General features: G+C 70.6%; 21 protein-coding genes. 6 read left to right on the top strand and 15 right to left on the bottom strand.

Annotation, left to right across the window (positions count from 1 at the left end):
• Positions 1 to 20: 20 nt before the first annotated feature.
• Together grpE and dnaK are read right to left on the bottom strand one after the other, a co-directional pair.
• Positions 21 to 728, bottom strand: coding sequence for a nucleotide exchange factor GrpE (grpE, locus tag AB0M01_RS15850; RefSeq protein WP_363669818.1), 708 nt, complete (start codon positions 726 to 728; stop codon positions 21 to 23).
• Positions 725 to 2,599, bottom strand: coding sequence for a molecular chaperone DnaK (gene dnaK, locus AB0M01_RS15855; protein WP_363670570.1), 1,875 nt, complete (start codon positions 2,597 to 2,599; stop codon positions 725 to 727). Before dnaK ends, grpE begins: the two co-directional genes overlap by 4 nt.
• Before the next feature lie 229 nt (positions 2,600 to 2,828).
• Here dnaK and AB0M01_RS15860 point away from each other — a divergent pair, with 229 nt between their 5' ends.
• Positions 2,829 to 3,308 carry a GNAT family N-acetyltransferase gene (locus AB0M01_RS15860; protein WP_363669820.1) on the top strand — a complete coding sequence of 160 codons (480 nt, stop codon included), beginning with the start codon at positions 2,829 to 2,831 and terminating at the stop codon, positions 3,306 to 3,308.
• A gap of 31 nt (positions 3,309 to 3,339) precedes the next feature.
• On the opposite strand, the gene AB0M01_RS15865 is transcribed toward AB0M01_RS15860, so the two are convergent.
• Both AB0M01_RS15865 and AB0M01_RS15870 read right to left on the bottom strand, forming a co-directional pair.
• Positions 3,340 to 3,909: a phosphoribosyltransferase family protein gene (locus AB0M01_RS15865; protein ID WP_363669822.1), complete on the bottom strand. Its 570-nt coding sequence runs from the start codon at positions 3,907 to 3,909 to the stop codon at positions 3,340 to 3,342.
• Positions 3,910 to 4,013: 104 nt separating this feature from the next.
• The gene (locus AB0M01_RS15870) at positions 4,014 to 5,036 is read right to left on the bottom strand and encodes a sialidase family protein (protein ID WP_363669824.1); all 1,023 of its coding nucleotides are present in this window, start codon (positions 5,034 to 5,036) and stop codon (positions 4,014 to 4,016) included.
• Between the two features lie 148 nt (positions 5,037 to 5,184).
• Between AB0M01_RS15870 and AB0M01_RS15875 the strand changes: the two genes are divergently transcribed.
• Entirely contained in the window at positions 5,185 to 6,084 is a 900-nt protein-coding gene (locus AB0M01_RS15875) for a DUF559 domain-containing protein (RefSeq protein ID WP_363669827.1), read from the top strand.
• Between the two features lie 61 nt (positions 6,085 to 6,145).
• On the opposite strand, the gene hutI is transcribed toward AB0M01_RS15875, so the two are convergent.
• The 9 genes from hutI to hutH form a co-directional block, all read right to left on the bottom strand.
• Positions 6,146 to 7,309: an imidazolonepropionase gene (gene hutI / locus AB0M01_RS15880; RefSeq protein ID WP_363669829.1), complete on the bottom strand. Its 1,164-nt coding sequence runs from the start codon at positions 7,307 to 7,309 to the stop codon at positions 6,146 to 6,148.
• Complete coding sequence (locus AB0M01_RS15885; protein ID WP_363669831.1) at positions 7,306 to 8,613, bottom strand: formimidoylglutamate deiminase; 1,308 nt, start codon at positions 8,611 to 8,613, stop codon at positions 7,306 to 7,308. Before AB0M01_RS15885 ends, hutI begins: the two co-directional genes overlap by 4 nt.
• Complete coding sequence (locus AB0M01_RS15890) at positions 8,610 to 9,869, bottom strand: allantoate amidohydrolase (RefSeq protein ID WP_363669833.1); 1,260 nt, start codon at positions 9,867 to 9,869, stop codon at positions 8,610 to 8,612. The genes AB0M01_RS15885 and AB0M01_RS15890 overlap by 4 nt, the downstream gene beginning before the upstream one ends.
• The gene (locus AB0M01_RS15895; protein ID WP_363669835.1) at positions 9,866 to 10,798 is read right to left on the bottom strand and encodes an ABC transporter substrate-binding protein; all 933 of its coding nucleotides are present in this window, start codon (positions 10,796 to 10,798) and stop codon (positions 9,866 to 9,868) included. The genes AB0M01_RS15890 and AB0M01_RS15895 overlap by 4 nt, the downstream gene beginning before the upstream one ends.
• Positions 10,799 to 10,821: 23 nt before the next feature.
• On the bottom strand, positions 10,822 to 11,535 hold the full coding sequence (locus AB0M01_RS15900) for an ABC transporter permease (protein WP_363669837.1): 714 nt from the start codon (positions 11,533 to 11,535) through the stop codon (positions 10,822 to 10,824).
• A gap of 3 nt (positions 11,536 to 11,538) precedes the next feature.
• Positions 11,539 to 12,189, bottom strand: coding sequence for an ABC transporter permease subunit (locus AB0M01_RS15905; RefSeq protein ID WP_363669839.1), 651 nt, complete (start codon positions 12,187 to 12,189; stop codon positions 11,539 to 11,541).
• Complete coding sequence (locus tag AB0M01_RS15910; protein ID WP_363669841.1) at positions 12,186 to 13,184, bottom strand: ABC transporter ATP-binding protein; 999 nt, start codon at positions 13,182 to 13,184, stop codon at positions 12,186 to 12,188. Before AB0M01_RS15910 ends, AB0M01_RS15905 begins: the two co-directional genes overlap by 4 nt.
• Positions 13,185 to 13,349: 165 nt before the next feature.
• Positions 13,350 to 15,005 carry a urocanate hydratase gene (gene hutU, locus AB0M01_RS15915; protein ID WP_363669843.1) on the bottom strand — a complete coding sequence of 552 codons (1,656 nt, stop codon included), beginning with the start codon at positions 15,003 to 15,005 and terminating at the stop codon, positions 13,350 to 13,352.
• 16 nt (positions 15,006 to 15,021) lie between these two features.
• Positions 15,022 to 16,566 carry a histidine ammonia-lyase gene (gene hutH, locus AB0M01_RS15920; RefSeq protein WP_363669845.1) on the bottom strand — a complete coding sequence of 515 codons (1,545 nt, stop codon included), beginning with the start codon at positions 16,564 to 16,566 and terminating at the stop codon, positions 15,022 to 15,024.
• Positions 16,567 to 16,672: 106 nt separating this feature from the next.
• Between hutH and AB0M01_RS15925 the strand changes: the two genes are divergently transcribed.
• The 4 genes from AB0M01_RS15925 to AB0M01_RS15940 all read left to right on the top strand — a co-directional run bounded on the left by AB0M01_RS15925 (position 16,673) and on the right by AB0M01_RS15940 (position 20,124).
• On the top strand, positions 16,673 to 17,566 hold the full coding sequence (locus tag AB0M01_RS15925; RefSeq protein ID WP_363669847.1) for a GNAT family N-acetyltransferase: 894 nt from the start codon (positions 16,673 to 16,675) through the stop codon (positions 17,564 to 17,566).
• Complete coding sequence (locus AB0M01_RS15930) at positions 17,563 to 17,760, top strand: hypothetical protein (protein ID WP_363669849.1); 198 nt, start codon at positions 17,563 to 17,565, stop codon at positions 17,758 to 17,760. The genes AB0M01_RS15925 and AB0M01_RS15930 overlap by 4 nt, the downstream gene beginning before the upstream one ends.
• A 24-nt stretch (positions 17,761 to 17,784) precedes the next feature.
• Positions 17,785 to 18,543 (top strand): IclR family transcriptional regulator, encoded by a 759-nt coding sequence (locus AB0M01_RS15935; protein ID WP_363669852.1) that lies wholly within the window; start codon positions 17,785 to 17,787, stop codon positions 18,541 to 18,543.
• A 93-nt stretch (positions 18,544 to 18,636) separates the two neighbouring features.
• Positions 18,637 to 20,124 (top strand): carboxylesterase family protein, encoded by a 1,488-nt coding sequence (locus AB0M01_RS15940; RefSeq protein ID WP_363669854.1) that lies wholly within the window; start codon positions 18,637 to 18,639, stop codon positions 20,122 to 20,124.
• 57 nt (positions 20,125 to 20,181) lie between these two features.
• Here the strand turns inward: AB0M01_RS15940 and rpsN are convergent, their stop codons facing one another.
• Complete coding sequence (gene rpsN, locus AB0M01_RS15945) at positions 20,182 to 20,487, bottom strand: 30S ribosomal protein S14 (RefSeq protein WP_363669856.1); 306 nt, start codon at positions 20,485 to 20,487, stop codon at positions 20,182 to 20,184.
• A gap of 4 nt (positions 20,488 to 20,491) precedes the next feature.
• A complete protein-coding gene (gene rpmG / locus AB0M01_RS15950) occupies positions 20,492 to 20,659 on the bottom strand; it encodes a 50S ribosomal protein L33 (protein ID WP_184800145.1) in 168 nt (55 codons plus the stop codon).
• Positions 20,660 to 20,688: the final 29 nt, after the last annotated feature.

The following is a 20,688-nucleotide window of genomic DNA, read 5'->3' on the forward strand; positions in this document are numbered from 1 at the left end:
GACGTCCCACCTCCCGCCGTTTACTCCGCAGGCTTGTCAGTTGCCTGGTCGTTGTCGTCATCGTTGCCTTCTGCCCCCGGCAGCTGCTCGGTCGGTTCCGACACCGCCACCCGGGCCGCCCGCAGGATCCGCTCACCCAGCCGGTAGCCCGGCTGCATGACCAGCGTCGCGGTCGGTCCGTCGACCTCGTCGGAGTAGTTGTGCAGCAGCGCCTCGTGGATGCGCGGGTCGAAGGCGTCGCCGACCTCGCCGTACTTGACCAGGCCGAGCTTCTCGGTGACCCGCTCCAGCGACTCCGCGACCGCCTTGAAGGCGCCCTCGAGCTCACCGGCCTCACGGGCCCGGCCGACGTCGTCGAGGGTCTGCAGCAGCTCGGTCAGCACCGAGCCGATCACGACCTCGCGGTTCGCCTCGCGGTCCCGGTCGACCCGGCGCTTGTAGTTCACGTACTCCGCCTGCAGACGCTGCAGGTCGGCCGTACGCTCGGCGAGCGCCTCGGTCAGCAGGGCCTCCTGGGCCGACGGGCCGATCAGGTCGGACGGGTCGCGCGGCGGCTGGGCGCCCGGCGTACCGGGCATTCCTGGTGCCGCACCCCCCGCGGGGGCCGACGAGACGGGCTCGCCGGGCTCCCGCAGGTTGCCGGTCTCCGGGTCGATCCGGCGCTTGTCGCGGACGACGGGGTCCCCGTCGCCGAACTCGCTGCCAGGTCCGGTCGGACGATCGGTCACTTGGTGTCCTCGGGCTTGGAGTCCTGCGGGCGGTCCTCGTCCACGATCTCGGCGTCGACGACACCGTCGTCGTCGTTGTTCGGGGTCGCGTCGCCGTCGGACGGGCCGTCCTGGGCCGCGCCGTCGCCGGCCGCCTGGGCGTTCGCGTACATCGCGGCACCCATCTTCTGGCTGGACTGGGCGAGCTTCTCCGAGGCGGTCTTGATCACCTCGGCGTCGTCACCCTCGAGCGCCTTCTTCAGCTCCGCGACGCCGTCCTTGACCTCGGTCTTGACGTCGTCGGGGATCTTGTCCTCGTTCTCCTCGAGGAACTTCTCGGTCTGGTAGACCAAGCCCTCCGCCTGGTTGCGGGACTCGACGGCCTCGCGGCGCTTGCGGTCCTCCTCGGCGTACTGCTCGGCGTCGCGGACCATCTGGTCGATGTCGGTCTTCGGCAGCGCGGAGCCACCGGTCACCGTCATCCGCTGCTCCTTGCCGGTGGCCAGGTCCTTGGCGTTGACGTGCACGATGCCGTTGGCGTCGATGTCGAAGGTGACCTCGATCTGCGGCACGTTGCGCGGCGCCGGCGGCAGGCCGGTCAGCTCGAAGTTGCCCAGCGACTTGTTGTCGCGGGCCATCTCGCGCTCGCCCTGGTAGACCTGGATCATCACCGACGGCTGGTTGTCCTCGGCGGTGGTGAAGATCTCCGAACCCTTGGTCGGGATCGTGGTGTTGCGCTCGATGATCTTGGTGAACACGCCACCCTTGGTCTCGATGCCCAGGCTCAGCGGGGTCACGTCGAGCAGCAGGACGTCCTTGACCTCACCCTTCAGCACACCGGCCTGCAGGGAGGCGCCGACGGCGACGACCTCGTCCGGGTTCACACCCTTGTTCGGGTCCTTGCCACCGGTCAGCTCCTTGACCAGCTCGGCGACGGCCGGCATCCGGGTCGAACCGCCGACCAGGATCACGTGGTCGATCTTGCTGACGTCGATGCCGGCGTCCTTGATGACGGCCTTGAACGGCGCGCGGGCGCGCTCGAGCAGGTCGTTGGTGAGCTTCTGGAACTCGGCGCGGGAGAGCTTCTCCTCCAGGTGCAGCGGGCCGGAATCGGTGAGGCTCAGGTACGGCAGGTGGATGGAGGTCTCAGCGGCGCTGGACAGCTCGATCTTGGCCTTCTCGGCGGCCTCCTGCAGACGCTGCATGGCCATCTTGTCGCCGGACAGGTCGGTGCCGTTCTTGTTCTTGAACTGGGTCACCAGCCACTGGACGATGCGCAGGTCCCAGTCGTCACCACCGAGGTGGTTGTCACCGGAGGTCGCCTTCACCTCGAAGACGCCGTCACCGATCTCCAGCAGCGACACGTCGAAGGTGCCGCCACCGAGGTCGAAGACCAGGATGGTCTGCTCGGTGCCCTTGTCCAGGCCGTAGGCCAGCGCGGCCGCGGTCGGCTCGTTGACGATCCGGTGCACGTTCAGGCCGGCGATCTCGCCGGCCTCCTTGGTCGCCTGGCGCTGCGCGTCGGAGAAGTAGGCCGGCACGGTGATGACCGCGTCGGTGACCTGCTCCCCGAGGTACGCCTCGGCGTCGCGCTTCAGCTTCTGCAGCACGAACGCGCTGATCTGCTGCGGGGTGAACTTCTTGCCGTCGATCGAGACGTTCCAGTCCTCGCCCATGTGGCGCTTGACCGAACGGATCGTACGGTCGACGTTCGTGGTGGCCTGGCGCTTCGCCACCTCGCCGACCAGGACCTCGCCGTTCTTGGCGAAGGCCACGACCGAGGGCGTCGTACGGGCACCTTCGGCGTTGGGGATGACGGTGGGCTCGCCACCTTCCAGTACGGCGATGACGGAGTTCGTCGTACCGAGATCGATACCGACCGCGCGGGCCATGTGCGTTACCTCCACGAAGTTGAGTGATGCAGACTCAATGTTGCCGGTCTGTGACCGAACTTTCAAATCCTCTCCGGACATCGATCCGGCAGACTTGAGTACACCTGGCTCAACATTGCACCACCCTCAGGTCATTCCCAACCCCGGCCCCGGAATTTCCGGGTTCACCCCTGTCCGGCCCTGATCCGACCCCTGCCGCTGAAAGCGCTTGCCGTGGGAGGCTGACCAGGTGAAACTCCGCCCACTGTCCACCGTTGACGAGGCCGCCGTACTCGCCCTCAACGCCGCCGAGGAGCACCTCGACAGACTTGGCCCCGACCGGCTGGACTGGCTGCGCCTGATCGCCGCCCACGCCGCCGTCGTCGACGTGGACGGCGACCTCGCCGGCTTCGTCCTCACCTTCGCCCCCGGATCCGCGTTCGACGGCCTGGACTTCCAGTGGTTCGCCGACACCTACGCCGACCGCTACCTCTACCTGGACCGCTTGGTGATCGCCGAGCCGTACCGCCGCCAGGGCATCGCCACCTCCGTCTACCGCGCTGTCGAGCGCGCCGCCAAGCCGTTCGACCGGCTGGTCTGCCGGGTCCAGTCGGACCCGCCGGACATCCCGTCGCTGGCCCTGCACGCGGCCCGCGGCTTCGTCGAGGTCGGCAAGCTGCAGCGCCCCGACGGCACCACCAGCGCGATGCTGTCGAAGGAGCTGACCTAGCCGGCGGCAGTACGCCGTACAGGCGATCTGGCTAGAGCGTTCGTACGTCGAGCAGCGCGCGCAGCGGCAGGTCGTGCCGCAGCCGCGGGTCGGTGAGGCCGTCCACGATGCAGGCGGCGCCCAGGAAGCGGGCGCCGCAGTCCTCGACCAGCGACCGGATCGTGCGCGCGGTGGCGCCGCTGGCTGCCCAGTCGTCGACCATCAGCACCTGGTCGCCGGACCGGAGCAGGCCGCGGCGGAAGCCGAACACCAGGTTGCGGTCGCGGTAGTCCGGTCCGGTGGTCCGGTAGACCCACTGGTCGCTGTCGGTCGCCTGGGCGATCTCCTTGCGGGCCTCCACGAACCCGACCTCGAGCGCGGCGGCGGTGAGGGCGCCGACCATCGCACCGCGCGACACCGGGCCGACCACGACGGTCGGCTGCTCGTCGTACAGGCCGGCGAGGGCAGGGCCGAGGTCGCGGAGCAGCTCGGCGTCGCGCCACCAGCCGGTGAGGTCGGCGGAGGCCCAGCGGTCCACGCGGTCCTGCCGCCAGCGGATGGCAGCGCGCAACTGCCCGCGGACGCCGCCACGGGCCTGCTGGTGCACTGCCGACCTGGTCACCCTCCAAGGGTGACGAGGTCGGCCGGTGGGCGCATCAGGTTTATGCAGGGCCAGGGTTACTGCAGCGCCGGGTTACGGCAGCGCCTGTTTGCTGCAGCGCCGGTCTACTGCAGCGCCGCCCTCGGCAGGAGCTCGCCGACGATCCGCCGGGTGAAGATGTCGTAGCTGATCACCAGCAGCTCGTCGCCGGGCAGCTCGACGACCGCGGGGTTGGCCTGGTCCAGAGTGTCCCGGCCGGCGTCGATGACCACGCGCAGCGCGTCCTGGTCCCACCGGCCCAGCGGGTCACCGATGATGGTCGCCACCGTCGGCCGCCCCGGGTTGAACTGCTTCGACACGTCCCCGAACGCCAGCAGCACAGCGCCGTCCGACAGAGTCAACGTGTCAGCCGACGAAGCGTGCAGCCCGCACAGCTCCGGCTCCGACCAGGTCAGCCCGTTGTCGTCGCTGCGGACGAGTTCTGCCTCTTCATCGGTCCGCAGCAGCGCGACGACCTGTCCGCCCGGCAACAACGTCAGCACCGGCTCCTGGTACTCCCGCCCGTCCCTACGCCCCAGCACGACCTCCTGCGCTGCCGGCCAGGTCAGCCCGCCGTCCGTCGACCGCACCACACTCGCCGAGTGGTTCCGGTCCCCCGGGAACACCCCGTAGACCGGCGCCAGCAGGTCCCCACCCGGCAGCTCCAGGATCTGCCCGTGCGCCACGATGTGCCCCGCCCGGAAGCTGTGCCAAACCTCGGCAGTCTCGTGATCCACCATCGCGGACCCCACCGCTACCGGCTCACCCCACGAAGCACCCCCGTCCACCGAGCGAGCCACGAACACCCCCGGACAGGTGTACGGCCGCACCGCCCACTCGATCTGGAAGTAGCTCAGCAGGATGTCCCCGTTGCCCAGCTGCACCAGCATCGGGTCCCGGTCGTCGGAGAGCGTGTCGACGACCACCCGAGACTCCGACCAGGTCCGCCCGTCGTCAGCGCTCTCGGCCGCGACGATGCGCCCCACACTCCGCACGTGCCCCAGCCCTTCCCGCCACACCACGAGCACCCGGCCGTCGGTCAGGCGGATGGCGCTCGGGAAGTAGGGCAGCTGACCGGCAATGGTCTGGGCAATCACCACGCGACTCATGCACCCACGCTTTCACATGCGGACGTCCATCACTCACTAACTGCAGCCCGGCTCCTATCCCCACGCTCAGATCAGGCCGCACGTCCCCGCAGGGAGGCACTTAGTGAGTGGTGGGCGTCCGCCTGTGGACGACGAAAGGCGCCCGGCAGTGCTGATCCGCCATGCTGCTGCGGTGGCTGAGGTCGGCGAGGTGCTTGCGCGGCGTGGTGGCAGCGCGGGGTTCGCCGATCTCCGGGCCGTGGTGTCCGCGCGTGCGATCCGCGCGGCGCTCGCCGCCGGAACGATCCGGCGGGTCGCCAAGGGCGTCTACGCACTTCCGGAGGCGCCTGCGGCGCTCACCGCGGCACGGAGTCAGGGCGGCGCGGTGTCGCACCTCAGCGCGGCTCAGCACTGGCGGATGGGAGTCCTCTCGGCACCGGCGCTTCCGCATGTGACTGTCCCGGTCGGACGGCAACGACGACGAGCTGGCCTTCCGTGTGTCCTGCACTGGTCCGATGTGCCGGTGCTCGACGACGTGACCACCCCGGTGCGGACCGTTCTCGACTGCGCCAGGACGTTGCCGCTGAGCGACGCGCTCTCGGTCGCCGACTCGGCGTTGCACCTCGGCCTGGTCGATCACGCCGAACTGTCGGACGCCTCGGCGCGGCTGGTGGGACCGAACCGGCGGCGGATTCAGAGGGTTGTCGGGCTGGCGGACGGGCGGGCCGAGTCGGTGCTGGAGTCGGCGCTCCGGGTCATCCTGATCGAGGCGGGAATCGACGGCTTCGAGCCCCAGGTCCAGGTACGGAGTGCTGGATTCAGCGCCCGGCTGGACCTCGGTCACCGCCGCCGGCGGATCGCACTCGAGGCCGACGGTTTCGAGCACCACGGCACCCGGAAGGCGTTGGTCCGCGACTGTCGTCGGCTGGTCAACCTCAGCCTGCACGGGTGGCTCGTGCTGCGGTTCAGCTGGGAGGACGTGATGTACGACCCGGAGTGGGTGGTCGAGGCGGTACTTGCAGCGCTTGAACGCCCACCACTCACTAACCGCCTTCCGGATGCCGCCTGAGCGGTTCGCCAAGCGGTGGAAGGTGGAGAGGGGGCGACTTACTGAGTGGTGGGTGTCCGCCTCACGCCGGGCGGCCGCCGACGAAGGTTTGGGTGACCAGTGGGACGCCCGGGCGGTACGCCAGATGCAGGTACGACGGCGCGTCGAGGACTGCCAGGTCGGCTCGGGCGCCGACGGAGAGGTGGCCTACGTCCGTGCGGCGCAGCGAGGCGGCGCCGCCGGCGGTGGCGGACCAGAGGGCCTCGGCGGGGGTCATGTGCATTTCGCGGACGGCCAGGGCGATGCAGAACGGGATGGAGGAGGAGTAGCCGGAGCCGGGGTTGCAGTCGGTGGCCAGGGCTACGGTGACGCCGGCGTCGAGGAGGCGGCGGGCGTCGGGGTAGGGGGAACGGGTGGAGAATTCGACAGCGGGGAGGAGGCCCGCGACGACGCCGGCTGAGGCCAGGGCGTCGATGTCCGCGTCCGACAGGTGCGTGCAGTGGTCGGCTGCGGCGGCGCCTACCTCGCAGGCGACCTGGACGCCGGGGCCCTCGCCGAGTTGGTTGGCGTGGACGCGCGCCGAGAGGCCTGCGGCCTGGCCGGCGCGGAGGATGGTGCGGGCCTGGTCGGCGTCGAAAGCGCCGCGTTCGACGAAGACGTCGACCCACTTGGCGTGCTTGGCGGCCGCGTCGAGCATCGGGCCGGTGACCAGGTCGACGTAGCCGGCCGGGTCGTCGGCGAACTCGGCCGGTACGACGTGTGCGCCCAGGTACGTCGTCTCGTCGGTGAAGTCGGACGCGACCGCCAGCGACCGGGCCTCGTCGGCCGCGGTCAGGCCGTAGCCCGACTTGATCTCGACCGTCGTCGTGCCCTGGCGGCGCATCTCGGCGACCAGCCGGGCGACGTTCGCGGCGAGCTGCTCGTCGGCGGCCGCGCGGGTCGCGGCGACCGTCGTCCGGATGCCGCCCGCGCTGTACGGCGTACCGGTCATCCGGGCCGCGAACTCCTCGGCGCGGTCACCGGCGAACACCAGGTGCGCGTGCGAGTCGACGAACCCCGGCACCACCGCGCGGTCGCCGAGGTCGAGCGACGAGTCGGCTGAAGGCGCGGAGGTCCGCGGTCCGACCCAGGCGACTGTGCTGCCCTCGATGACGATCGCCGCGTCGTGCAACTCGCCGAGCAGCGGCCCGTGCGACGGGTCGTTCGTCACCAGCGAGCTGATCCCGGTCAGCAGCAACGAGCTCATGTCACCTCCGCGATCGCGGCCGCCAGCTCGGCGCCGACGTCGAGTTTCGAATGGTTGCCATCGGCAACGCGCAGCTGCCCCTCGACGACCACGTCGGTGACGTCGGCGCCGGACGCCGCGAACACGGCGGTCTCGATCGACGCACCGGTACCGGCCGTCCGCACGCTGTCGGTCCGGACCGCGACCAGGTCCGCGCGCGCACCGACGGCGATCGTTCCGGCGTCGGAGAAGCCCAGCGAACGGTGCCCGTCGACGGTCGCCGCGGCGAGCAGCTCCGCCGCCGACCAGTGCCCGCGCTCCTGCGAGGCCAGCCGCTCGTCCAGCTCGACGGCGCGCATCTCCTCGAAGAGGTCGACCACCGCGTGACTGTCCGAACCGAGCGTCACCGACGAGCCCGCCGCCCGCAGCGCGACCGACGGGCCGATCCCGTCGGCCAGGTCCCGCTCGGTGGTCGGGCAGAAGCACGAGTACGTCGCGGAGCTGCCGATCCGGTCGATGTCGACGCCGGTCAGGTGCGTCGCGTGCACGGCGCTGGTCCGCGCGCTCAGGAAGCCGGCCTCGTCGAGCACCTGCGTCGGCGTCCGCCCGTACGCCGCCAGGCAGGCGTCGTTCTCGGCGACCTGCTCCGACAGGTGCACATGCAAAGGGGCCTCAGGCAACAAGGAGGCGACGGCGCCGAGCTGGTCGGCCGGGACGCCGCGGACCGAGTGCGCCGCCGCGCCGATCACCACGTCGTCGGCGCCCTGCAACCGGCTGACCCGCGAGGCCCAGCCGACCACGTCGCCGTCGCTGAAGCGTTGCTGTACGTCGTTCAGCGGCTGGTCGATGCCGCCGGCGACGTAGCAGGTGTCGAGCAGCGCGATCCGCAGCCCGGCGTCGCGGGCGGCGGCGATCAGCGCCTCGCCCATCGCGTTCGGGTCGTCGTACCAGCGGCCGCCCGGGGCGTGGTGCAGGTAGTGGAACTCGCCGACGGCGGTGATGCCGGTGAGCAGCATCTCGCCGTAGACGGCGCGGGCGAGGCGGTAGTAGGTGTCAGGGGTGAGCTTCGAGGCGACCGCGTACATCTGGTCGCGCCAGGTCCAGAAGGTGCCGCGCCCGGTCTGCGTGCGGCCGCGGAGGGCGCGGTGGAAGGCGTGGCTGTGGCAGTTCGCGAGGCCGGGGAGGACGAGGCCGTCGAGGCGGGTCGCAGTGCCAGGAGGTGCACCGACGTCGACGGCTGTGATCCGTCCGTCGGTGACGGTCACCAGGACAGCATCTTCAACGCCTGTGGGGAGAACTGCTCGTGCGCACCAGTAGGAGGTCATTTGGCGAGGTCTTTCAGTACGGCGGCGAGCGCGTCCACGCCGGCCAGGCAGTCGTCCATCTCCGCGTGCTCGGCCGGCGAGTGCGAGATGCCCGTCGGGTTCCGGACGAAGAGCATCGCGGTCGGGATGCCCGCATCCGAGAACACCCCGGCGTCGTGCCCGGCGCCGGTCGGGAGGATCGGCGCACCGTCCAGTACGCCGGACAAACGGTCGCGGAGGCCCGCCGGGAAGTCGACCACCGGAGAAACCGACTCCGGGGTGACGGAGACCGTCGTGCCGTCGCGGTCGGCGCGCTCGGTGGCCTGACGGGTGATTGCCTCTAGCAACGACTCCAGGATCTCGGTCGACGCCGCGCGGGCGTCGAGCCAGGCGGTGACCTCCGACGGTACGGCGTTCGTCCCGTTCGGTTCGACCGAGAGGCGGCCGAAGGTCGCGCGGGCGCCGGCCAGGCGGGCCTGCTTGTTCGCCGCGAGGGCGGTCATCGCGTAGGTGAGCATCGGGTCGTGGCGGTCTTCCATCAGCGTCGTACCGGCGTGGTTCGCTTCGCCGGAGAACGTGAAGCGGAAGCGGCCGTGCGGCCAGATCGAGGAGGCGACGCCGACGGGGGCGGTGAGCGCGCGGCCCTGCTCGACGTGGAGCTCGACGAAGGTGCCCATCTTGTCCAGCAACGGTGAGGGGCCGACGCCGGCGGGGTCGGTGCCGGCTGCTTCCAGAGCTGCCGCCAGGGAAACGCCAGTACGGTCCTGGAGCGCCAGAGCCTTTTCAGGAGCCAGCACACCGGCGGCGACGCGGGAGCCGAGGCAGGGCATGCCGAAGCGGGAGCCTTCTTCCTCGACGAAGGCGCCGACGCCGATGGGAACAGAGGGCTGGAAACCTTCAGCTCGCAGCTGGTCGACGGCGGAAAGAGCGGAGACGACGCCGAGAGGGCCGTCGAACGCACCGCCGTCGAGGACGGAGTCCAAGTGGCTGCCCGTCACCACTCCCTTGCGCTCTCCGCCGGCTGCGCCGGCGGAGGGCGCAAGGGATGGGGAGAGCGAGGACGAGCCGGAGCTCGCTCCGCCTTCGCCCGGGTCCCACCAGGCGACCAGGTTGCCGATGCCGTCGGACTCCAGCGTCAGACCCCGCGACGCACACTGATCAACGAACCACGCAGTAGCCGCTCGTTCGGTGTCGGTCCAGCCGCCTCGGCGGTAACCCCCGCTGAGGGGGTCACGGCCGATGGCGGACAGGTCCGTCCAGAGCTGTTCGAAGGTCAAGACAGCGGGTTCTTCGACAGCCAGTCCTTCGCGACGGCGGCGGCGGACTCGCTGCCGCCCTCGGCGCGCTTGACCAGATCGGTCAGGTCGTCAGTCGTGAGCTTGGCCTGGACGGCGTTCAGCGTCGAGGCGACGTCGGGGCTCTTGTGGTCGGTGCGGATCAGCGGAACGATGTTGTTCGGCAGGTGGATGTGCTCGGGGTCCTCGAGCACGACCAGGTTGTTGTCCTTGATCGCCGACTGGGTGGTGAAGAACTGGGTGACCTGGATGGTCCCGTCCTTCAGCGCCTTCAGGCTCAGCGGGCCACCGGCGTCCAGCGTCTTGAACTCCTTGAACTCGACGCCGTACTTGTCCTTCATCCCGGCCAGGCCCGCGGTCCGCGTCTTGAACTCGGGTCCGCCGCCCGCGACCATGTCCTTGCTGACCGCCTTCAGGTCGGCGATCGACTTCAGCGAGTACTTCTGCGCGGTCTCCGGGGTGACCACGATCGCGTCCTCGTCGGCCGCCGCGGACTTGTCGAGCACCTCCAGGCCGGCCGGCAGCACGCCCGGGATGGCCTTGTAGACGGCCTCGGCCTCGTTCTCGGTGGCGTCCTTCTTGAAGTAGACCAGCGTCGCGCCGGTGTACTCCGGCAGCAGGTCGACGGACTTGTCCTGGATCGCGGCCATGTAGAGCTCCCGGGCGCCGATGTTCAGCTTCCGGTTGACCTTGATGCCCTTGGCCTCCAGCGCCTGGCCGTAGATCTCGGCCAGCACCTGGCTCTCGGCGAAGTTGGCGGACCCGACGGTGAGCGAGTCGACCTTGTCGGGCGCCGAGCCGCCGCCGGCGTCGTTGCCGCCGCCCAGCGGGTCCTCGCCGCCCCCGCACGCGGCGAGCGCGAACACGGCCGACGCGGCGATGGCGCTGCGGATGAAGGTTCTTCTGAACACGGGATCCTCCAGGGGTCCGTCTACTACACCCCGGCCGGTGCCGGAGCAGTGGAAGTCTTGGTGTCGGCCTTGCGCCGCAGGCGACCGGTCAGCCCGGCCGAGACGGCGTACCGGCCGGCGAACGCGAAGAGCAGGTCGAGCACGATCGCCAGTACGGCGACCAGCACGGCCCCGGTCAGCATCTGCGGGAAGTCGCGCAGACTCAGCCCGTCGATCACGTACCGCCCGAGGCCGCCGAGTGCGACGTACGCCGCGACGGTCGCGGTCGAGACGATCTGCAGCGTCGCGCTGCGCAGGCCGGAGATGATCAGCGGCAGCGCGATCGGGATCTCGACCTTGGTGAGGATCTCCCGGCCGGTCATCCCCATCCCGCGGGCGGCGTCGATGGTGGACCGGTCGACGCCGGAGACTCCGGCGTACGTCGAGGCCATGATCGGCGGGATGCCGAGCACGACCAACGCCACGATCACCGGCACCCGGCCGATCCCGATCAGCAGCACGATCAGGGTCAGCAGGCCGAGGGTCGGCAGCGCGCGGGCCGCGTTGCCGGTGTTGATCGCGACGAACGCGCCGCGCCGGGTGTGCCCGATCAGCAGGCCGATCGGGAGCGCGATCAGCGCGGCGATCGCGAGCGAGAGGAAGGTGTAGGCGAGGTGCTGCAGGATCCGGTTGCCGATGCCTTCGGCCCCGGACCAGTTCGCGGAGTCGCTGATGAACTCGAGGAATCCCTGGATCACGGCTCAGGCCTCCTTCGGCGTGTTGACCCGGGCCCACGGCGTCAGCAGCCGTTGCAGCCCGACCAGCAGGACGTCGGCGAGCAGCGCCAGCGCGAGCGAGAGCACGACGCCGACCAGGATCGGGGTCAGGAAGTCCTGCTGGAAGCCCAGCGTGAACAGCTCCCCGAGCCCGCCGATGCCGATGATCGCGCCGACGCTGACCATCGAGATGTTGGCGACCGTGACGACCCGCAGGCCGGCGAAGATCACCGGGACGGCGATCGGGAGGTCGATGGTCACCACCCTTCGCAGGGTTCCATAGCCCACCGACACCGCGGCCTGCAGCACGTCCTCGGGTACCGAGCGCAACCCGTCGATCACGTTGCGGATCAGCAGCGAGACCGCGTAGATGGTGAGCGCGATGATGATGTTCGCGGCCGACAGCACCTTGGTGCCGATGATCGCCGGCAGCACGATGAACAGCGCGATCGAGGGCAGCGAGTAGAGCACGCCGCCGAGCGCGACCAGCGGGTTGGCCAGCCAGCTGTACCGGGTCGCGACGTACCCGAGCGGGACCGCGATCAGCAGTCCGAGCACCATCGGGATCAGCGCCAGGTACAGGTGTTCCAGCAGCTGCTCCCAGATCAGGGCGCTGTTGTCTCCGACCCACGTCATGGGCGCAGTACTCCGGACAGCGCGGTGTAGTCGATGACGCCGACCGGTTTGCCGTCCGCGTCGACGCAGACGCCCTGGCCGACCGGCGACGTCAGTACGGCGTCCATCGCCGCGCGCAGCGAGTCACCGCGCTGGAAGACCGCACCGATCGGCAGCAGCTCACCGTCCTTCTGCCAGCCGGAGGGTTTGCCGTCCTCACCACAGGACAGGTCGCCCGGAACCGGTCCGAGCGGCAGGTCCTCAGCCGTCACAAACGTAAGGGCGCGGTAACCCCGGTCCTGCCCGATGAAGCTCTCGACGAAGTCGTCCGACGGGTGCGCGAGCAGCTCGGCCGGCGGCGCGAACTGCGCGAGCTTGCCACCGACCCGCAGTACGGCGACGTTGTCGCCGAGCTTGATCGCCTCGTCGATGTCGTGGGTGACGAACACGATCGTCTTGCCGATGTCGCGTTGCAGGCGGAGCAGCTCCTCCTGCAGCTGGTGGCGCACGATCGGGTCGACCGCGCTGAACGGCTCGTCCATCAGCATGATCTTGGGATCGGCGGCCAGCGCGCGGGCGACGCCGACGCGCTGCTGCTGACCACCGGACAGCTGCGCGGGGTACCGCTCGGCCAGCTTCGGGTCGAGCCCGACGCGTTCCAGCAGCTCCATCGCGGTGGCCCGGGTCTTGCGCTTGTCCCAGCCGAGCAGCTTCGGCACCGTCGCGACGTTGTCCACGACGGTCTTGTGCGGGAACAGCCCGGCGTGCTGGATCACGTAGCCGATCCCGCGCCGCAGCGTGACCGGGTCGCCGGCGTTGATGTCCTCGCCGTCGATCGAGATCCGGCCGCTGGTCCGGTCGATGGTGCGGTTGATCATCCGCAGCGAGGTCGTCTTGCCGCAGCCCGAGGGGCCGACGAAGACGGTGATCTCGTTGCTGGGAATCCGCAGCGACAGGTTGTCGACGGCCACCGTGCCGTCCGGGTACTGCTTGGTGACGTCTTCGAACTCGATCATGGCGCCCCTTCGCGCTGGTCGGCGATCGCCCGAACGATCCTAGGGGAACGAGGGCCCGGTGCCACCCGATCAGCACCTTTCTCATTCCTCGGGAAAGTGCACCTCAGCGCTATACCTCGGTCGCACTCCGTACTGCGAACAACCCCGTTCCCCGTGGCCGAAGCGTCAGGACTCCTGCATCGGAATCCGTACGCCCCGCTCGGCCGCTACCTCTGCCGCCTTCTCGTACCCCGCGTCCACGTGCCGAATCACGCCCATCGCCGGGTCGTTGGTGAGCACCCGCTCCAGCTTCTGCCGGGCCAGCTCGGTGCCGTCGGCAACCGACACCTGGCCGGCGTGGATCGACCGGCCCATCCCGACCCCGCCGCCGTGGTGGATCGACACCCAGGAGGCGCCGCTGGCGGTGTTCACCAGCGCGTTCAGCAACGGCCAGTCCGCGATCGCGTCCGAGCCGTCCAGCATGCCTTCGGTCTCCCGGTACGGCGACGCGACGCTGCCGGTGTCCAGGTGGTCGCGGCCGATCACGATCGGCGCCTCCAGCTCGCCGGAGGCGACCATCTCGTTGAACCGCAGGCCGGCCTTGTCGCGCTCGCCCTGGCCGAGCCAGCAGATCCGGGCCGGCAGGCCCTGGAAGGCGACCCGCTCGCCGGCCATCTTGATCCACCGGGTCAGGTGCTCGTTGTCCGGAAACAGGTCGAGGATCGCCTGGTCGGTCCGCGCGATGTCGCGCGGGTTGCCGGACAGCGCCGCCCACCGGAACGGGCCCTTGCCCTCGCAGAACAGCGGCCGGATGTACGCCGGGACGAAGCCCGGGAACTCGAACGCCCGCCCGAAGCCCGCCTTGCGCGCCTCGTCCCGGATCGAGTTGCCGTAGTCGAACACCTCGGCGCCCGCGTCCTGGAAGCCGACCATCGCCGCGACGTGCCGGGCCATCGAGGCCTGGGCGCGCTCGGTGAACCCGGCCGGGTCCTTCTGCCGCTCGGTCACCCAGTCCTCGAAGTCGACGCCGACCGGCAGGTACATCAGCGGGTCGTGCGCGGAGGTCTGGTCGGTGACGATGTCGATCGGGGCACCGAGCTCGAGCAGCTGCGGCACGATCACCGCGGCGTTGCCCAGGACACCGATCGACAACGGCTTGCGCGCCTTCTTGGCTTCCTCGGCCAGCTGCAGCGCGTGCTCGACCGAGTCCGCGCGGACGTCGAGGTAGCGGTGCTCGATCCGCCGGTGGATCCGGGAGTCGTCGACGTCGATGCAGATCGCGACGCCGTCGTTCATCGTGACGGCCAGCGGCTGCGCGCCGCCCATGCCGCCGAGCCCGGCAGTCAGCGTGATCGTCCCGGCCAGGGTGCCGCCGAACTTCTTCTCGGCGACCGCGGCGAACGTCTCGTAGGTACCCTGCAGGATGCCCTGGGTGCCGATGTAGATCCACGACCCGGCGGTCATCTGGCCGTACATGGTCAGCCCGAGCGCCTCCAGCCGGCGGAACTCCTCCCAGTTGGCCCAGTCACCGACCAGGTTGGAGTTGGCCAGCAGCACCCGCGGCGCCCACTCGTGGGTCCGCATCACGCCGACCGGGCGGCCGGACTGGACGAGCATCGTCTCGTCGTCCTTCAGCGTGGTCAGCGTGCGGACCATCGCGTCGAAGGAGTTCCAGTCCCGCGCGGCCTTGCCGGAGCCGCCGTACACGACCAGTTCGTCGGGGTGCTCGGCCACCTCGGGGTCGAGGTTGTTCTGCAGCATCCGCAGGGCGGCTTCCTGCTGCCAGCCCTGGGCGGTCAGGGTGGTGCCGCGGGCGGCGCGTACGGGACGGGGTCCGGACATGGGTGATCCAGCCTTTCTAGGCGAGGGGGCCGGTGACGGCCTCGACAGCGGACAGGTAGGTGCCGTCGGCAACAAGCCGGACGGAGTGCTCGATCTCGGGGGCGAGGTGCCGGTCGGTGCCCGGCCCCTCGACGTGGGTGCGCAGCTCCCGCCGTACGGCGGAGGTCGCGGGCGACGGGTCGAGCGGGGCGCGCAGGTCGAGCGCGCGGGCGGCGGTCAGGATCTCGACGGCGAGCACGCGCTCCAGGCCGTCGACGGAGCGGCGCAGCTTGCGGGCGGCGGACCAGCCCATCGACACGTGGTCCTCCTGCATCGCGCTGCTCGGGATCGAGTCGACGCTGGCCGGGACGGCGAGCCGCTTCAGCTCGGACACGATCGCGGCCTGCGTGTACTGCGCGATCATGTGCCCGCTGTCGACGCCGGGGTCGTCGGCCAGGAACGCGTTCAGCCCGTGGTTGCGGGCGACGTCGAGGAAGCGGTCCGTCCGCCGTTCGCTGATGCTCGCGACGTCGGCGACGGCGATCGCGAGGAAGTCGAGCACGTAGCCGACGGGCGCACCGTGGAAGTTGCCGTTGGACTCGACGCGGCCGTCAGGCAGGACGACCGGGTTGTCGATCGCGGCGGCCAGTTCGCGGCCGGCGACGGTCGCGGCGTGCGCGACGGTGTCGCGGGCGGCGCCGTGCACCTGCGGCGAGCAGCGCAGCGAGTACGCGTCCTGGACCCGGTTGCAGTCCGGGCCGCGGTGGCTCGCGACGATCGGGCTGTCCGCCAGTACGGCGCGCAGGTTCGCGGCGGCGGCGCCCTGGCCCGGGTGCGGGCGCAGCGCCTGCAGGTCGGCGGCGAAGACGCGGTCGGTACCGAGCTGGCCCTCGACGCTCATCGCGGCGGCGATGTCGGCGGTCTTCAGCAGCCGGTCCAGGTCGGCCAGCGCGAGGACCAGCATGCCGAGCATGCCGTCGGTCCCGTTGATCAGCGCGAGGCCTTCCTTCTCGGCCAGGACGACAGGCTTCAGGTCGTGCGCGGCGAGCGCGTCGCCGGCGTCGAGCAGGTTGCCGTCGCGGTCGCGGACCTTGCCCTCGCCCATCACCGCGAGCGCGACGTGCGACAGCGGCGCGAGGTCGCCGGAGCAGCCGAGGCTGCCGTACTCGTGCACGACCGGCGTGAGACCGGCGTTCAGCAGTCCGGCGTAGGCCTGGGCGGTCTCGACCTTGACCCCGGTCCGCCCGGTGGCGAGCGTCGAGAGCCGCAGCAGGACGAGCGCGCGGACGACCTCGGTCTCGACCTCCGGACCGGAGCCCGCGGCGTGCGAGCGAACCAGGCTGCGCTGCAGCTGGGCGCGCAGCTCCGGCGCGATGTGCCGCGTCGCCAGCGCGCCGAACCCGGTCGACACCCCGTAGTGCGGGACGTCGGCGTGCGCCAGCGCCTCGATCGCGGCCCGGGACTTGGCGATCTCCTCCAGCGCGTGATCGTCGATCCGCACCGGCGCGCCGTACCGGGCCACGGCGACCACGTCACCGGCGCTCAACGGGCCGGTCCCCACTACCACCTCGGCTGTCTCCACCCGCCCATTGCACCGCGCCCGCCGCCGGACCGACAGGACCGCCACCCCGGTTGCTGTCTCAGATGCGAGACAGTTGTGCGACCCCGGCGCGCAATAGGCTGCGGGCATGATCGAGGTACGCCGGGCGGTCCCGGGTGACGGGGCAGCGATCGCGGCGGTGCTCGCAGCCGCGCTGCCGCGGCTGGTGAAGACGGCCCGCGGGCTCGAGTCCGAGCTGAGGTCCAGCCAGGCACGCGTCGTGCTGCTGGCTCTCGACGACGGGCAGCCCGTTGGCTACGGCAACGTGTACCTGTCCGACCCCGGCGAGAAGTCGCCGCGGATCCGGATCGCCGTCCAGGTCGCGCCGGAGCATCGCGGCCGCGGTGCCGGGCAGGCGCTGCTGACCGAGGTCGAGCGGGTCGCCGCCGAGGCCGGCGCGGTGTCGCTGCTGACCGTGGTCGAGGACGACGACCGCTCGCTGCACTTCGCGCGCGAACGCGGGTTCGTGGTCGACCGGCAGATGAGCCACTCCGAGGTCGCGCTCGCCACGACGCCCGATCCGGTCGACCCGCCGGAGGGACTGCGGCTGGCGTCGTACGAGGAGGTCGGGCCGCGGCCGGTCTGGGAGGCGATGATGGCGGTGATCGGCGGCGACCCGAGCGGGCTGTCGTTCGTCGGCCCGTACGACGAGTGGGTGGCCTCGGGCTGGCAGAACCCGGACCTGCGCCCCGACCTCAGCTTCGTGCTGCTCGACGGCGATCAGGTGGTCTCGCTGGTCAGTACGGCGGCCGACCCGGACCGCGGCGTGATCTGGTCGAACCTGACCGGCACCGTCCCGGCGTACCGGGGACGTGGGCTGGCCAAGGTGGTGAAGTCGCACGCGCTGCGGCGCGCCCACCTGGCCGGGCTGACCAAGGCCTCGACCGGGAACGACGCCGCGAACGCGCCGATGCTCGCGGTCAACGACTGGCTCGGCTACCGGCTCGCCGGGTCGGCCTGGACCGCGGAGAAGGCGCTGTGAACAAGAAACTGATCCGGTCGCTGACCTTCTTCGCCGTACTGTCGGCGGCGGTCGGCTTCCTGCTCTCCGGCGAGGCCCGGGTCTTCGACTGGCGGCTGGCCGGCGGGCTGTTCGCGTTCGCCCTGGCCGGTGAGCTGATCCGGCTGAAGATCCGGCGCGGCCGCGCCCGGAACCGTCAATCGTCCACAACCTGAGACAGGGCCGCTACCCTCACAGTTGTGAGCGGCAACGTTCCCGCCTCGACCCGGACCTTGCGGGTGCTGACCTTCCTGGCCACCCAGCCCGGACCCGTACCGATGGAGCGCATCGCCTCCGCGGTCGGCCTGCCACGCTCGTCGACCTACCACTTGCTGCGGGCAATGATCGACGAGGGCTTCGTCGTGCACCTGCCCGAGGACAAGCGCTACGGCCTCGGCGTCGCGGCGTTCGAGATCGGCAGTGCCTACCTGCGCCACGACCCGCTCGAACGGCTCGCCCGCCCGCTGCTCGCGCAGCTCGTCGCCGAGGTCGGCCACACCGCGCACCTCGGCGTCCTGCACGGCCGTGAGCTGGTCTACCTGCTCAAGGAGCAACCTCCGCGGCCGCTGACGCTCGTCACCGACGTCGGCGTCCGCCTTCCCGCCACGCTGACCGCGTCGGGCCGCGCCCTGCTCGCGGCGCTGCCGCCGGCCCAGGTCCGCGCGCTGTTTCCCACGCCCGAGACCTTCGTACGGCGTACCGACCAAGGCCCGCAGACGCTCAGCCAGCTCCGCCGCCTGCTCGCCGACGAACGCCAGCAGGGCTTCGCCGTCGAGGAGTCGCACGTGACCGCCGGCGTCACCTCGGTCGCCAGCGCCGCCGTCGATCACGCCGGGCATCCGGCCGCCTCGATCAGCATCTCGTTCCGCAGCGACGCGGTCTCCCCCGGCGAACGCTCGCTGCTGGCCCGCCGCGTCCGTCAGGCCGCCGACGCGTTGACCCGCCGCCTGCGCGGCTGAAGTGGTGCTGGGCCTACCCAGCGCGGGGTTCTGCACCCAGTGTCCGGCGTCCCGGTCTTCCCGAGGATGAGAGCTCCTCAGGAAAGGGACCTCATGCTTGCGACTGCTCTCGCGACTTCCGCTCTTCTTGTTTCTCCACTCAGCGCAGTTTCTCCACTCAGCGCACCGGCCGACACGGTCGTTCGGACCGATCTCGGTCAGGTGCGCGGGGTGACCGACGGCAGCACGACGACATTCCGGGGCATTCCGTACGCTGCCCCGCCGGTGGGCGCGTTGCGGTGGCGGTCGCCGCAGCCCGCTCAGCGGTGGAAGGGCGTGCGGGACGCCACGGAGTACGGGAAGGCCTGTGCTCAGTTGGAGCATCCGATCGGGGTGGCCAGCACGAGCGAGGACTGCCTGGTCGTCGACGTGACGACGCCGAAGCAGCCGGGCCGTGACCGGCCGGTCGTGGTCTGGATCCACGGCGGGAGCTTCACCAACGGGGCGAACAGCGTGTACGGCACGAAGCGGCTCGCGGCGCAGGGCGATCTGGTGGTTGTCCAGGTGCAGTACCGGCTCGGGGCGCTGGGATTTCTCGGCGGGAACTACGGGCTCGAGGACCAGCAGGAGGCGTTGCGCTGGGTACGCCGGAACGCCGCGGCCTTCGGCGGGGACCCGCGGAACGTGACGATCATGGGCGAGTCGGCCGGGGCGTACAGCGTCTGCGACCACCTCGCGTCGCCGACTGCAGCGGGGTTGTTCCAGCGGGCGATCGTGCAGAGCGGACCGTGTGCGCAGGAGTACTCGGAGACCAACTACGCGGCGCCACGGCCGAAGGCGGTCGCGGAAAAGTACCGGCGTGACCTGACGACCGAGTTGGGATGCACGACGGACGACTGCCTGCGCCAGGTCTCGGCGGAGAGGCTCTTGGAAGCGACAGCAGAGGACGAGTTCGGTCCGGTGCTCGGCGACAAGGTGCTGCCGTTGCACCCGACTCAGGCCTTGCTCAGCGGGCGGGTCAACCGGGTTCCGGTGCTGCACGGGATCAACCACGACGAGGAGCACGGCCGGTACGGCGCGCAGGAGGCAGCGACGGGGGTGGCGATCACGCAGGCGGAGTACGAGACGGCAGTGCGAACCCAGTTCGGTGCGAAGGCGCCGAAGGTGCTGGCGACGTACGACGACCTCGAGCCCGCCGGATTGGCGCTGTCGACGGTGATGACCGACGCGCAGTGGGCGGCACCGGCGTACCGGACGAACCAGCTGCTGTCGCTGCGGATGCCGACGTACGCGTTCGAGTTCGCCGGGGACGCGCCCTGGTACCTCGGGCTGGGGCGGCCGGAGTGGCCGGTCGGGTCGCACCACATGACCGATCTGACCTACCTGCTCGACCTGGCGATCTTCGAGCCGGCTGACGCGGAGCTGTCCGCCGAGGTGATCGAGCGGTGGAGCACCTTCGCCAGGACCGGGCAGCCGAACGCGGCCGGTACGGCGTACTGGCCGCGGGCGACGCCGTTCGACCGGCAGGTGCTGTCGCTCGACCCGGCCGGCGTCACCCGGACCGACTTCGTCGCCGGGCACCGGCTCGGCTTCTGGCGCTAGACAGAGCGAAGGCCCGGCGTGGAACCACCTGGTTCCACGCCGGGCCTCAGCAGAGGTTCACCAAGACGATTTGGTGATCCCCGGGAGCTCCCCACGGTGGGCCATCGTGCGGAAGCGAACTCGGGAGATGCCGGCCTTGCCGACATAGCCGCGCGGGCGGCCGTCGACCGCGTCGCGGTTGCGGACCCGGATCGGGCTCGCGTCCCGCGGCAGTTTCTGCAGCTTCAGCTGCGCCTCGCCGCGCTCGTCGGAACTGGTCGCCGGGTCGGCGATCAGTGCCTTGAGCGCGGCCCGGCGCTCGGCGTACAGCGCGACGATGCGTTTGCGCTGCTCGTTCTTGGCGATCTTGCTGGTCTTCGCCACGCCGTTACCGCTCCTCGCGGAAGTCGACGTGCTGACGCAGAACCGGGTCGTACTTGCGGATCATCAGCCGATCGGGGTCGTTGCGGCGGTTCTTCCGGGTCACGTAGGTGAACCCGGTGCCGGCCGTGCTCCGCAGCTTGACGATCGGACGGATGTCGTTGTGCTTGGCCATCGACCAACCTTTCTGGGCGCTCGCGCGCC

This window comes from Kribbella sp. NPDC051770 (assembly GCF_040681455.1).
GTDB lineage: Bacteria > Actinomycetota > Actinomycetes > Propionibacteriales > Kribbellaceae > Kribbella.